At 65.5% G+C, this 12,049-nt stretch carries 14 protein-coding genes; 7 read left to right on the top strand and 7 right to left on the bottom strand.

Going from position 1 to position 12,049, the window contains the following annotated elements; translation table 11 throughout:
* Positions 1-22 precede the first annotated feature (22 nt).
* Positions 23-562: a carboxymuconolactone decarboxylase family protein gene (locus ACVMIH_RS33065; RefSeq protein WP_456864686.1), complete on the bottom strand. Its 540-nt coding sequence runs from the start codon at positions 560-562 to the stop codon at positions 23-25.
* Positions 563-649: 87 nt separating this feature from the next.
* Here ACVMIH_RS33065 and ACVMIH_RS33060 point away from each other — a divergent pair, with 87 nt between their 5' ends.
* Complete coding sequence (locus ACVMIH_RS33060; RefSeq protein ID WP_456864684.1) at positions 650-985, top strand: winged helix-turn-helix transcriptional regulator; 336 nt, start codon at positions 650-652, stop codon at positions 983-985.
* Positions 986-1,174: 189 nt separating this feature from the next.
* Here ACVMIH_RS33060 and ACVMIH_RS33055 read toward each other — a convergent pair whose 3' ends face one another.
* From ACVMIH_RS33055 to hemH, 3 genes are all read right to left on the bottom strand, one after another.
* Positions 1,175-1,621 carry an NfeD family protein gene (locus ACVMIH_RS33055; protein WP_057016243.1) on the bottom strand — a complete coding sequence of 149 codons (447 nt, stop codon included), beginning with the start codon at positions 1,619-1,621 and terminating at the stop codon, positions 1,175-1,177.
* Positions 1,622-1,662: 41 nt separating this feature from the next.
* Entirely contained in the window at positions 1,663-2,667 is a 1,005-nt protein-coding gene (locus ACVMIH_RS33050; RefSeq protein ID WP_076827695.1) for an SPFH domain-containing protein, read from the bottom strand.
* A 198-nt stretch (positions 2,668-2,865) separates the two neighbouring features.
* Positions 2,866-3,903, bottom strand: a complete 1,038-nt coding sequence (hemH, locus tag ACVMIH_RS33045; protein WP_057016241.1) for a ferrochelatase — start codon at positions 3,901-3,903, stop codon at positions 2,866-2,868.
* Between the two features lie 114 nt (positions 3,904-4,017).
* On the opposite strand from hemH, the gene ACVMIH_RS33040 reads away from it, so the two are divergent.
* Entirely contained in the window at positions 4,018-4,416 is a 399-nt protein-coding gene (locus tag ACVMIH_RS33040) for an MAPEG family protein (RefSeq protein ID WP_456864682.1), read from the top strand.
* A gap of 158 nt (positions 4,417-4,574) precedes the next feature.
* Here the strand turns inward: ACVMIH_RS33040 and ACVMIH_RS33035 are convergent, their stop codons facing one another.
* Genes ACVMIH_RS33035 through ACVMIH_RS33025 form a run of 3 tightly spaced genes read right to left on the bottom strand, consistent with a single transcriptional unit; the run spans position 4,575 to position 8,429 of the window.
* Positions 4,575-5,693: a nickel/cobalt transporter gene (locus tag ACVMIH_RS33035; protein ID WP_456864680.1), complete on the bottom strand. Its 1,119-nt coding sequence runs from the start codon at positions 5,691-5,693 to the stop codon at positions 4,575-4,577.
* Positions 5,690-6,328: a DUF1007 family protein gene (locus ACVMIH_RS33030; RefSeq protein WP_168857883.1), complete on the bottom strand. Its 639-nt coding sequence runs from the start codon at positions 6,326-6,328 to the stop codon at positions 5,690-5,692. Before ACVMIH_RS33030 ends, ACVMIH_RS33035 begins: the two co-directional genes overlap by 4 nt.
* A gap of 13 nt (positions 6,329-6,341) precedes the next feature.
* Positions 6,342-8,429, bottom strand: coding sequence for a M3 family metallopeptidase (locus tag ACVMIH_RS33025; protein WP_456864678.1), 2,088 nt, complete (start codon positions 8,427-8,429; stop codon positions 6,342-6,344).
* Between the two features lie 130 nt (positions 8,430-8,559).
* Between ACVMIH_RS33025 and ACVMIH_RS33020 the strand changes: the two genes are divergently transcribed.
* The 5 genes from ACVMIH_RS33020 to ACVMIH_RS33000 all read left to right on the top strand — a co-directional run bounded on the left by ACVMIH_RS33020 (position 8,560) and on the right by ACVMIH_RS33000 (position 12,043).
* Positions 8,560-8,820 (top strand): hypothetical protein, encoded by a 261-nt coding sequence (locus ACVMIH_RS33020; protein WP_028332864.1) that lies wholly within the window; start codon positions 8,560-8,562, stop codon positions 8,818-8,820.
* 671 nt (positions 8,821-9,491) lie between these two features.
* Complete coding sequence (locus ACVMIH_RS33015) at positions 9,492-10,634, top strand: type III PLP-dependent enzyme (protein ID WP_456853303.1); 1,143 nt, start codon at positions 9,492-9,494, stop codon at positions 10,632-10,634.
* A gap of 130 nt (positions 10,635-10,764) precedes the next feature.
* On the top strand, positions 10,765-11,382 hold the full coding sequence (locus tag ACVMIH_RS33010) for a GNAT family N-acetyltransferase (protein WP_057016238.1): 618 nt from the start codon (positions 10,765-10,767) through the stop codon (positions 11,380-11,382).
* An 11-nt stretch (positions 11,383-11,393) separates the two neighbouring features.
* Positions 11,394-11,561: a hypothetical protein gene (locus tag ACVMIH_RS33005; protein ID WP_199805203.1), complete on the top strand. Its 168-nt coding sequence runs from the start codon at positions 11,394-11,396 to the stop codon at positions 11,559-11,561.
* A 92-nt stretch (positions 11,562-11,653) separates the two neighbouring features.
* Positions 11,654-12,043 (top strand): RidA family protein, encoded by a 390-nt coding sequence (locus ACVMIH_RS33000; RefSeq protein ID WP_028332860.1) that lies wholly within the window; start codon positions 11,654-11,656, stop codon positions 12,041-12,043.
* Positions 12,044-12,049 lie beyond the last annotated feature (6 nt).

Raw genomic sequence — 12,049 nt, 5'->3', positions numbered from 1 at the left:
GCTTTGCTCCTCGCAATGACAACTATGCTGGAAATCTTGCCGCGGTTTCTTCCAGCGGCAGGGCCAGCGCGTTGGCGAGGTAGGAGACCGTGCGGTAGAAGCCGCACAAGAGGATGATCTCCAGGATCTGGTCCTCATCGTAATGCGCCGACAGCGCCGCGAATTCCTCCTCACTCAATGTTGCGCGGGCATGCAGCGCGTTGACCGCCGCGATCATTGCCTGTTCGGCCTGCGACCAACAGCTGGCATCGGCCGCACCGCGCACGGTGGCGTGGACCTGCTGCTCCGTCAGTTCGGCGGCCGCGCCGAACGCTGTGACGTGGACGCCCCACTCATATTCGCAGGCATTGAGTGCGCAGGTGCGGTCGATCACGATCTCCCGCTCCCTGAGCGACAACGGCCCGCGGTCCAACAGGCTGCCGCCGCGAAACTTCTCCCAGGCGCGCGGATGGCCCGCCATCACGCGGAACAGCACCAGCGGCGGCTTGCCGCGCATGATGCGGTCGAAATGCTGTTGAACGTCCGCCGGATAGGGCGGATCGAGCGGCGCGAGGCGTGACATGGCCTGATCCCGTTGCTACATTTAATGTAGCGACACGCTACAATATTTGTAACGACTCGCAAGAGGGATTCGAAAGGATTTTGCGACATGCCGAAGCAGGGCCCAGTCACAAGACCCGGCGTCCGCGGCTCGCGGTCCGGCCGCCCGATCATGGCGCTGCTCGATCTCTTGGGACGGCGCTGGACCTTGCGCATCATCTGGGAGCTGCGCGAGGGCGCGCTGACCTCGCGCGCGCTGCGCACCGCCTGCGACGAGGCCTCGCCGACGATCCTGCAGACGCGATTGACCGAGCTCCGCGAGGCCGGGTTCGTTGAACTATCGGAGGATGGTTACGGCCTCACCACGCTCGGCTGCGAGTTATTTGCGACATTCACGCCGCTCAACCGCTTCGCCGAGCGCTGGAGCAAGCAGGGCGGCAGCTAGACCTCGGCGGCCGTCAGTGTGTAGCCCGCATGAGCGGAGCGACATGCGGGCCCGGTTTCCCCGGGTATCGCGGAGCCTGTCATCGGGCGCGCATGCGCGCGACCCGTTGGCTCACCCGGGCTACGGATTACTCGCCCGAAGCAGCATCGGACGCTCGGGGCCGAGTCGTCGTCGATGGCTCAGGCCAGACTAAGCGATCGCCACCGTCAGGCTGGCGCCGTCGGCGCGGACGACCTTCACCCGGCTGCCGGCCGGCGCATCGGGGCCGGCGACGCGCCACACCGTATCGTCGATCCGCACCGTGCCTGATCCGTCAACGATCGGCTTCTCCAGCGTGAATTCGCGGCCGACCAGGGCTTCGTTGCGGCGGTTGAGGAAGGGATTGGTCTTGCTTGCCGCCGTCGCGCCCTTCGCGAAATGCCGCCACGCCGGCACCGCCAGGGCGGCGAACACTGCGAACATCAAGAGCTGTATCTGCCAGGACGGCGTGAAGGCGAACGACAGCAGGCCGACCAGCAGTGCCGCGAGCCCGAGCCAGAACAGGAACACCCCGGGCGCCACAAGCTCCAGCGCCATCAGGATGAAGCCGAAGATCAGCCAGTTCCAGGTACCCAATGTCGAAAACATCTCGGCCATGACGTGACCTCTACCATTGCGGGCGCGACGCCGTCACGCCCTTACCGCTGCGGCGGCACCGGAGGCGGCGCCGTCGGGCCGGCCGGCGGCACTGAGCCGCCGCGCCGTGCTGCGGCCGTAGCGGACGCCGCACTCTCGCCGAAGGTAGCGCGGGCGATCTCGCCGATGCCGGCCAGCGAGCCCAGCACACTCGAGGTCTCGATCGGCAGCATCAAGACCTTCTGGTTCGGCGATTCCGCGAGTTGGCCGAACGCCTTGATATACTTGTCGGCGATGAAATAGTTCAGCGCGGCGACGTCGCCCTTGGCGATCGATTCCGACACCATCTGGGTAGCCTTGGCCTCGGCCTCGGCAAGCCGTTCGCGCGCCTCGGCGTCGCGGAAGGCGGCCTCGCGGCGGCCCTCGGCCTGCAGGATCTGACCCTGCTTGGCGCCCTCGGCGCGCAGGATTTCGGATTGCCGCTGGCCCTCGGCCTGCAAAATGTCGGCGCGCTTGACGCGCTCGGCCTTCATCTGCCGGCCCATCGCCTCGACGAGGTCGGCCGGCGGCACGATGTCCTTGATCTCGATGCGGTTGACCTTGACGCCCCAGGGCGACACCGCGGCGTCGACCACGCGCAGCAGCCGCTCGTTGATCTCGTCGCGATGCGACAGCACCTGATCGAGATCCATCGAGCCCATCACCGAGCGGATATTGGTCATGGTCAGGACGGTGATCGCCTGGTTGAGATTGGCGACCTCGTAGCTTGCCTTGGCGGCATCGAACACCTGGTAGAACGCGACACCGTCCACCGTCACGGTAGCGTTGTCCTTGGTGATCACCTCCTGCTCGGGGATGTCGATCACCTGCTCCATCATGTTGATCTTGCGCCCGATGCGATCGAAATAGGGCACGATCAAATTGAGGCCGGGCGACAGCGTGCGGGTGTATTTGCCGAACCGCTCGATGGTCCAGTCAAAACCCTGCGGAACGGTCTTGATCCCGGCGAACAGCGTAACGATGACGAGAAGAACAAACGCGATCGCGAAAACGTCGAAGCCAGTCATAAAGTCCTCCAGGGCCGGCGAGACCGTCGCCAGTCACGGTCGTGCATTGGTCGGCAGGACCGCTCCGCCGGTTCAGCCGGCTGTTGTTCTCCCTAGCACATAGGAAGCTGCTGTCGGATGACCAGATGCCAACGAATGCCCGTGCCCGGTGTCACGGATCGTTAACAATCAAATCCAGCCTTGTTAAATCCAGCCTTGTTAGATCCAGCCTTGCAGCTCGCGCAGCACGAGCTGGCGGATCACGTCCATGCCGCCGTCGCTGTCGTTGAGGCAGGGGATCGCCGCGAATTGCTCGCCGCCATTGTGCCGGAAGATCTCGGCATTCTCCTGCGCGATCTCCTCCAGCGTCTCCAGGCAATCGGCGGAGAAGCCGGGCGTGACCACGGCAATGCGCCGCACGCCGTCCTTGGCGAGTTTCTCGACCGTCTTGTCGGTATAGGGCTGCAGCCACTCGGCCTTGCCGAAGCGCGACTGGAAGGTGAGGATCAGCCGGTTGGCATCGAGCCCGAGCCGCTTGCGCAGCGCATTGGTCGTGGCGATGCATTGCGCCTGATACGGATCGCCCTTGTCGACATACTCCTTCGGCATGCCGTGGAACGACGCGACGATGATCTCGGGGTGGAACGGCAATGTCGCGAGGTGCGCATTGATCGAGACCGCAAGCGCCTCGATGTAGTCGGGATCGTCGTAGTAAGGCGGCGTCACCCGCAGGATCGGCTGCGCGCGCATGCCGGCCAGCACGCGAAACGCCTCATCGCAGACCGTCGCCGACGTCGCGGCGGAATATTGCGGATAGAGCGGCACCACCAGCAGCCGGCCGCAGCCCTGCGCCGCCAGCGCCTCGATGCGCTGCTTGATCGAGGGGTTGCCGTAGCGCATCGCCCAGTCGACCACGACGTGGTCGTGATCGGCGATCGCCTCCGCCAGCTTGTCGGCCTGCGAGCGCGTGATGGTCTTCAGCGGCGACTCGTTCTTCTCGGTGTTCCAGATCTTCAGATAGTCGCGCGCCTTGCGGGCCGGACGGACCCGCAGGATGATGCCGTTGAGGATCAGCTTCCAGAGCAGGCCCTGATCCTCGATCACCCGCGGATCGGACAGAAATTCCTTGAGATAGACCCGCACGCCGGCGGCATCCGCCGTATCGGGCGTGCCGAGATTGACCAGCAGCACGCCGACGCGTTCCGGCTTCGGCGCCGCGGCAGACTTCGCGCTCTCGAAGGGGATCACCGTGCTCATGATGGCCTTGCGCTTGATATCCTTCGCCTGGGAGCTTTGGGCTTCGCGCGTTGCTCCAACCTTGTCAAGCCGAGTGCGGGTTGGCTACGTTCCCCTGCGGAATAAGGGGGAACCATGACGATCGCCGAATGGTGCGTCTTCGGGACGCTGATGCTCTCGCTGCTGACGATCGTGTCGGTGAAGTGGACCGGCTTCCGCAGCTTCGACAATGCCAGGCCGCGCGATCCCGACTTCTACGACGACCCGATCCGCTCGCGGGCGCTCGGCGCGCACCAGAACGGCATCGAGGCCTTCCCGTTCTTCGCCTTCGGCGTGCTGCTCGCCGAATTCCGCGTCGGCCCGCTGCGACTGATCGACGAGCTCGCCGTGCTGTTCCTGATCGTGCGGATCGCCTACGTCTTCACCTATATTGGCAATCGCCCGACGCTGCGCTCGATCCTCTGGAGCATCGGTTTCGCGATCAACATCGCGATCTTCCTGCTGCCGGCGATCAGGGGCTATCTGACGAGTTGAGCCTGTTTCTTCTCCCTCTCCCCGTTCTTACGGGGAGAGGGCTGGGGTGAGGGACCGTCTCCGCAAATTCGATGGAAGCAAGCGTGCGGAGACTCCCCCTCACCCGAAATTCGCGCACGCGAATTTCGACCTCTCCCCGCAGGCGGGGCGAGGTGACTTCAAAGGCACGTCGCCCGTTCGGCCGCGACATAGCCGAACAGCAGCCCGAGCCCGAACAGCAGCACAAGGCCCGCGGCGGCGAACTCCAGGCCGCGCATGATGACCATGCCGCCGCCGTCGCGCGCCGCGCTCAGCCGCTCCGCCACGCCGCGCGCCGACACCGCGACCAGCGCGATCGCCGCCACCGTGATGGCGGTGCCGAGCCCCATCACGAAGGTCGCGGCAATGCCGGCCCAGAACAGGCCCTGCGCCAGCGCGAACACCAGCACCAGGATCGCGCCCGAGCAGGGCCGGATCCCGACCGTGAGGATCGCGCCGAGCCCCCGCCGCCAGCCGCCAGGACCGGCGAGCTCGGCCGGCGTCGGCCCGTGCGAATGGTCGCAATGCTCGTCATGGACGTGCTGCGCGTCATGCCCGTGATCGTGACCGTGATCATGATGATGCCCGTGATCGTCATGCGCGTGACGGTGACGGTGATCATGGCCGTCATGGTGATCGTGATCATGGTGGTCGTGATCGTGCTGATGCGCGCCGGCCATCGCCAGCGTCGGGCGCGGCATCTGCAGCGCACGGAAGAAGCCGCCGCCCTTGACCCACACCAGCCGGGCGCCGAATGCCGCGATCAGCGCGTAGCTTGCGATCTCGATCGCCTTCTCCGCCCCGCACATGGTCTTCGCGGTCGCGTTGAGCAGCCAGGCACAGATGCCCACGATCAGAACGGCGACCACCGACTGCATCAGCGCCGAGGCGAACGACAGCACGATGCCGCGCCGCGCGGTCTCGCGATTGGCGACCATGTAGGATGAGATCACCGCCTTGCCGTGGCCGGGGCCGGCGGCATGGAAAATCCCGTAGGCAAAGGAGATCACAAGCAGGGTCCAGACCGCCGAACCGTCGGATTTCGCGGCGCGGATGGTCTGGGAGATCTCGCGGTAAAACTCCGACTGTTTCGCCAATAGCCAACCGACCAACCCGCCCTGCGGCTCCGCCGCGCGCGGCGCGCCGAACGGATTCTGTGCCAGCAGCGCATGAACGGCGCCATCGAGCAGCGCAAACGCCGTCAGTACGGCCGCGGCCACGGCGAGGCCGCGCGTCATGCGCGAGACGATCGGCGTCATGGGCACTCCACCGAGACCTTGTTGGCGAACATCATGCCGAAATTGCCGTTGCCGCCGTCGAGAAAGGTCTGCTCGCCGAGCTTCTGCGCGGCGGCGGTGCCGTCGCTATTCGGCCGCTCGAACTGCATCTTGCAGTTCGCCGCGGCGCCGACCAGCTTGACCGGCTCCTTCTCGGCATACTGGAAGTCGATGAAATAGGTCGGGTCGAACACTTCGAGCGAGAGCTGCCTGGCCTTGAACGGCGTCTTCACCGGCAAGGTGAAGTGCAGCGTCAGCGCCGAATCCTTGTATTCGAGGAAATAGTCGACCGGCTCGGTGAACTTCTGCTTCTTGCCGTCGCCCTTGGCGAAGGTGAAGTAGGCGTATTCCTTCAGCGATTCGACATTGGTCTGCGCCAGCGGCGCCAGCTCCTCGCGGCTGTAGGCGCCCTTCACCTTGGTCTCGATGCCCTGCAGCGCGTAGGTCGAGAACATGTCGTCAAACGTCCAGGCGTGCCGGACCCCCGTGATGGTGCCGTCGGGCGCGTAGATCAGCTCGCTCCTGGCGACGATCCAGACATGCGGATGAGCCTCGGCGGCCGCCGTGCCGAGCACGACGGACACCGCGACCACGAGCCAGCCGATCAGCCGGTTCAACGACGGCCGCACCTCAGGCCGCCTCAGGCGTTTCGAGCAGGCCACGGCGGCGCAGCAGCGCGTCCGGCTCGGGCTCGCGGCCGCGGAAGGCGACATAGGCCTCCTCCGGATCGCGCGAGCCGCCCGACGAATAGATGTCGTCATGCAGCCGCTTGGCGGTCGCGGGATCGAAGATGTCGCCGGCCTCCTCGAAGGCGCCGAAGGCGTCAGCATCCATCACCTCCGACCACATGTAGCTGTAGTAGCCGGAGGCATAGTGGTCGCCGGAGAAGATGTGGCCGAACTGGGTCGGCCGGTGCCGCAGCGAGATTTCGGCGGGCATGCCGATCTTCTCCAGCTCCTTCTGTTCGAAGGCGCGGACATCCCAGCTCGCCGCTGCCGGCTGGGTGTGGAATTCGAGGTCGACCAGCGCGGAGGAGACGAACTCCACGGTGGCAAAGCCCTGGTTGAACTTGCGCGCGGCAAGGAAGCGCTTGAGCAGGTCGTCCGGTAGTGCCTCCCCGGTCTCGTAGTGGCGGGCGAAGCGCTGCAGCACCTCGGGCCGCTCCTGCCAGTGCTCATAGAGCTGCGAGGGCAGTTCGACGAAGTCGGTGAACACGCTGGTTCCGGACAGTGACGGATAGGTCACGTTGGACAGCATGCCGTGCAGGCCATGGCCGAACTCGTGGAACAGGGTCCGCGCGTCGTCGGGCGACAGCAGCGACGGCGCGCCATCGGCGCCCTTGGCGAAGTTGCAGACATTGATGACCAGCGGCGCGACGTCGCCGTCGAGCTTCTGCTGGTCGCGCAGCGAGGTCATCCAGGCGCCGGAGCGCTTCGAGGGTCGCGCGAAGTAGTCGCCGTAGAACAGCGCCTTGTGCTGGCCATCGCGGCCCTTGACCTCCCAGACCCGGACGTCCGGATGCCACACCGGGATATCCTTGCGCTCCTCGAAGGTGACGCCGAACAGGCGGGTGGCGCAGTCGAACGCGGCCTCGATCATGTGGTCGAGCACCAGATAGGGCTTGATCGCGGAATCGTCGAAATTGGCGCGGCGCTGGCGCAGCTTCTCGGCGTAGTAGCGCCAGTCCCAGGACGCGAGGGTGAAATTGCCGCCCTCCTCCGCGATCAGCGCCTGCAGCGCGTCGCGGTCGGCGAGCGCCCGCGCTCGCGCCGGCTTCCAGACCCGCTCCAAGAGGCCGCGTACGGCCTCCGGCGTCTTGGCCATGGAATCCTCGAGGCGGTAGGCGGCGTAGGTCGGGAAGCCCAGGATCTTGGCGGTCTCCTCGCGCAGCCTGAGGATCTCCACGATGGTCGCGTTGTTGTCGTTGGCGTTGCCATTGTCGCCGCGCGCCGTGAAGGCCTTGTAGACCTTCTCGCGCAGGTCGCGCCGCGACGAGCTCTGCAGGAACGGCTCGACCGAGGAGCGCGACAGCGTCACGATCGCCTTGCCTTGCATGCCGCGCTCTTCCGCCGCAGCCTTGGCAGCCGCCACAAATGTGTCGGAGAGGCCGGCGCGGTCGGCCTCGCCGAGCTCCATGAACCAGTCCTGTTCGTCGCCGAGCAGATGATGGCTGAATGAGGTGCCGAGATGGGCGAGGCGCTCGTTAATCTCGGCCATGCGGGCCTTTGCCGCATCGTCGAGGCCGGCGCCGGAGCGGCGGAAGCGGGTGTAGGTGCGTTCCAGCAGCCGCATCTGCTCGCCAGTCAGGCCGAGGGAGGCGCGCTTCTCGTGCAGCATGGCGATGCGGCCAAACAGCACAGCGTTCATCATGATCGGATTCCAGTGCCGCGCCATCCGGGGCGACACCTCCTTGTCGATCTCCAGGATCGCCGGGCTCGAATGCGCCGAGACCAAGTCGTAGAACACCGCCGAGACCTTCGACAGCAGCTTGCCGGAGCGCTCCAGCGCGGTGATGGTGTTGTCGAAGTCGGGCAGCGCCGGATCATGGGTGATCGCAGTCACTTCCGCGGAATGATCGGCGAAAGCCTGCTCGAAAGCGGGCAGGAAATGCTCCGGCTTGATCTCGGCGAACGGCGGCGTCTCGAGCGGCGTCCGCCATGCCTTCAGGAGGGGGTTGGCAAGAGCCTGAGCCTTGGCGTCTGCGCTGGTTTCTGACATCGAATGTCCCGTTTTTCGCCTTGAAAATGCTGCCCAATCTATATCACGCGATACGGCATTTTTGGGCCTTTTGCGCTTGATAGATGGGCACTTTTCGGAGAGATTGCGCCCCCTGAACAGGACCTATTTCATGACCATGCAGCCCTCCACCTCAGGCAACCGCACCATCGCCTGGCCAAGCGTCATCACCGTGATCTCGGCGGCGATCCTGATCGGCGCGGAAGTGTTCGGCGCGGCGTTCGCCGGCGGCTGGGCGCTCGCGATTCTGCTCGGGCTCGACGACGTCGCCGCGCACATCCTGCAGGCGGTGCTGTTCGGCATCGGCGTGCTGATCATGATCGCCTTCATCCGCGCAGCTCAGCGCGTCGAGCCGTTCACGCGTCGCGCGTGAGTTTGAGCGATTCAAGAAAGCACTGCGGCACAAGGCTAAAACGCACACACGCTTCGTTAGTCATTCTTAACAGCCGTTCATCTTCAGCGCGTCCGACGCGTGCTGCGCGCGACATCGCAAGCACGCGTTAGGGAAATTTGCCGCTATCGCAAAAAAATTCTTGCGCCACGAAGTCAAAAGACTTATTTCCTGCCTTGCCCAATTTCGCACGTGCCTGTGGTCGTGTGTCAGTCGGTAGGTATCCGGACAAGAGGCCGGACAGCCGCCAAGGGGTGGAAGAACCGAGGGTCGCTTACGTCCATCAGGACACGAGGCGGCCAGCATCTCTCTCCAGGGATGCCGTTGAAGGTCTCACCACTCTTTGCAACCGTGACTGGCAGCCGGAGGCGAACCGGCGCACCCCGCTCTCAACGGGGGACGCGACTTAAAGCAACGACGGATCGGGCTTTTTTGGTCTCTACCGGCGGTCCAACGCCGGCCCGGGCTACTGAAAAGGCTTGTCCTTCATTGCCAGGTGATCGGGCGGGAAACTCTCCCAACCAATCCACGGCAGCACAGTCTGGTTTGAGTCTCTTGGCCTCAACGCGCCTCCATCGCGCGATGTGGCCGAAGCGCTCTTACCCGACGTCACGTTGATGCGGATCCCGTCGCTGGGACCGTTGGAGAGTGCCATGACTGAACGTATCCAGGAATTCCTGCGCCACCGCCGCCAGGATGGACTCGACACCGAGCCGTGCCTCGTCGTCGACCTCGAAGTCGTGCGCGACAACTACCAGACCTTCGCCAAGGCGCTGCCGGACAGCCGCGTGTTCTACGCGGTGAAAGCCAACCCGGCGCCCGAAGTGCTGTCGCTGCTGGCCTCGCTCGGCTCCTGCTTCGACACCGCGACGGTTGCGGAAATCGAGATGGCGCTGGCCGCCGGTGCGACGCCGGACCGCATCTCCTATGGCAACACGATCAAGAAGGAGCGCGACATCGCGCGTGCCTTCGCGCTCGGCATTCGCCTGTTCGCGGTCGATTGCGCCGCCGAGGTCGAGAAGATCGCCCGCGCCGCCCCCGGCGCCAAGGTGTTCTGCCGCATCCTCTATGACTGCGCCGGCGCCGAGTGGCCGCTGTCGCGCAAGTTCGGCTGCGACCCGGAGATGGCGGTCGACGTGCTCAACCTCGCCAAGCGCCTGGGCCTGGAGCCGTGCGGCATCTCGTTCCATGTCGGCTCGCAGCAGCGCAAGGTGAAGGCGTGGGACCGCGCGCTCGCGATGGCGTCGACCGTGTTCCGTGACTGCGCCGAGCGCGGGATCAACCTCACCATGGTCAACATGGGCGGCGGCTTTCCGACCAAGTACCTCAAGGACGTTCCTCCGGTCCTGCAATATGGCCGGTCGATCTTCCGCGCGCTGCGCAAGCATTTCGGCAACCAGATTCCGGAGACGATCATCGAGCCGGGCCGCGGCATGGTCGGCAATGCTGGAATCATCGAGACCGAAGTCGTTCTGATCTCGAAGAAGAGCGACGAGGACGAGGTGCGCTGGGTCTATCTCGACATCGGCAAGTTCGGCGGTCTCGCCGAGACGATGGACGAGTCGATCCGCTACGCCATCCGCACCCCGCATGACGGGGCGGACATGACGCCGTGCGTGCTCGCGGGCCCGACCTGCGACAGCGCCGACGTGCTGTACGAGAAGCTGCCGTATCCGCTCCCGGTGACGCTCGAGATCGGCGACAAGCTGCTGATCGAAGGCACCGGCGCCTATACGTCGACCTACTCGTCGGTGGCGTTCAACGGCATTCCGCCGCTGAAGACCTACCACATCTGACCCGCCTCCTTTTCGAGGCCCGATAAACCGGGAGCCGGCCCCGCCGGCTCCTCCCCGATCATTTTTGATTTTCCTGAACGACGCTTGCCGCGGCGTACGACATGCCGTTGCAAGCGGGGACTGACGTGCCATGACTGCAAAACGGAACACCCCCGTTGCCCTCATCCGAGATGCCGCCCCGTTCGCGATCCGTGCGGAGCGTGGCTCGGACGTCGTCGCACGCGAAGCGCTGCTGGATGCCTGCTTTGGCTGTAATCGCCATACGCGCACCTGCCAGCGCCTGCGCGACGGACGCGCGCCCGCCGAAGGCCTGAGCCTTGCGGCCGTGCGCCAGGACGGCCGGCTGGTTGGAACCGTGCGGTCGTGGCACGTCAGCGCGGGGGGCCGCAGCGCGCTGATGCTGGGGCCGCTGGCAGTCGATGACGACTGCCGCGGCCTCGGCGTCGGCGCCGCGCTGATGCAGCGTGCGCTGGCGGTGGCCAAGGCGCGCGGCCACGGCGCCGTGATCCTGCTTGGCGATGCGCCCTACTACGCCCGCTTCGGCTTCACCGCGGCCAAGACCGGCGAGTTGTCGCTGCCGGGCACGTTCGAGCGCGAGCGGCTGCTCGGCGTCGAGCTTGTCGCAGGCGCGTTGGATGGCGCCTGGGGCATGATCACGCCGACCGGCGCGCCGCTGCCCGAGGCCAAGGCACCGCGGACGCGATCCCGGACCCGGAAGGCACCGCTCGCCGTGCCGCACGCGGCGTAAGGCGGGCCGCCATGTCGGAACACCTTCCCATCACCGATGGCGCGCGCCCGCGTTGGCGCGGCCTCGTCACCACGGTCATGCTGATTCTGATCTCGGTGATGATCGTCAGGGATATCCTGGGCCGGCGCTGGACCGGCACGTCGCCATCGCCGCCGGACAGCACGCTGCAGTCCCATTAGTGCCGGCCGCACCAGGCCTGAACCAAGGGGTTGCGCGGGCGCCAAAAATGCCCGTAAACCCCGCGCAAAGCCATTTTCAGTCGAGGTCCAATATGTCCCGCCGCCTGATTTCCACCGGCTCGCCCTTTGAGAAGACCGCCGGCTACAGCCGTGCCGTGATCGACGGCGACTTCGCCTTCGTCGCGGGAACCACCGGCTATGACTACGCCACGATGACCATGCCATCAGATGTCACGAGCCAGTCACGGAACTGCTTCAAGACCATCGAGGCCGCCCTCAAGGAGGGAGGCTTTGCGATGGCCGACATCGTCCGCGCGACCTACTACCTCACCGACGCCCGTGACGTGGATGCCCATTTCGCGGTCTGCGGCGAGGTCCTCGGCGACATCCGCCCGGCCGCAACGATGCTGATCGTCGCGGGGCTCTACAAGCCCGAGATGAAGGTCGAGATCGAAGTCACCGCGAAGCGTCGCAACCCCTGATCCACC

Source organism: Bradyrhizobium sp. USDA 4503 (assembly GCF_054055815.1).
This window is presented reverse-complemented; position numbering and strand designations above follow the sequence as displayed.

Excerpts from the sequence above, each read along its gene's own strand:
- ACVMIH_RS33065 (WP_456864686.1), bottom strand. The coding sequence starts at position 562 with ATGTCACGCCTCGCGCCGCTCGATCCGCCCTATCCGGCGGACGTTCAA.
- ACVMIH_RS33060 (WP_456864684.1), top strand. The coding sequence starts at position 650 with ATGCCGAAGCAGGGCCCAGTCACAAGACCCGGCGTCCGCGGCTCGCGG.
- ACVMIH_RS33055 (WP_057016243.1), bottom strand. The coding sequence starts at position 1,621 with ATGGCCGAGATGTTTTCGACATTGGGTACCTGGAACTGGCTGATCTTC.
- ACVMIH_RS33050 (WP_076827695.1), bottom strand. The coding sequence starts at position 2,667 with ATGACTGGCTTCGACGTTTTCGCGATCGCGTTTGTTCTTCTCGTCATC.
- hemH (WP_057016241.1), bottom strand. The coding sequence starts at position 3,903 with ATGAGCACGGTGATCCCCTTCGAGAGCGCGAAGTCTGCCGCGGCGCCG.
- ACVMIH_RS33040 (WP_456864682.1), top strand. The coding sequence starts at position 4,018 with ATGACGATCGCCGAATGGTGCGTCTTCGGGACGCTGATGCTCTCGCTG.
- ACVMIH_RS33035 (WP_456864680.1), bottom strand. The coding sequence starts at position 5,693 with ATGACGCCGATCGTCTCGCGCATGACGCGCGGCCTCGCCGTGGCCGCG.
- ACVMIH_RS33025 (WP_456864678.1), bottom strand. The coding sequence starts at position 8,429 with ATGTCAGAAACCAGCGCAGACGCCAAGGCTCAGGCTCTTGCCAACCCC.
- ACVMIH_RS33020 (WP_028332864.1), top strand. The coding sequence starts at position 8,560 with ATGACCATGCAGCCCTCCACCTCAGGCAACCGCACCATCGCCTGGCCA.
- ACVMIH_RS33015 (WP_456853303.1), top strand. The coding sequence starts at position 9,492 with ATGACTGAACGTATCCAGGAATTCCTGCGCCACCGCCGCCAGGATGGA.
- ACVMIH_RS33010 (WP_057016238.1), top strand. The coding sequence starts at position 10,765 with ATGACTGCAAAACGGAACACCCCCGTTGCCCTCATCCGAGATGCCGCC.
- ACVMIH_RS33005 (WP_199805203.1), top strand. The coding sequence starts at position 11,394 with ATGTCGGAACACCTTCCCATCACCGATGGCGCGCGCCCGCGTTGGCGC.
- ACVMIH_RS33000 (WP_028332860.1), top strand. The coding sequence starts at position 11,654 with ATGTCCCGCCGCCTGATTTCCACCGGCTCGCCCTTTGAGAAGACCGCC.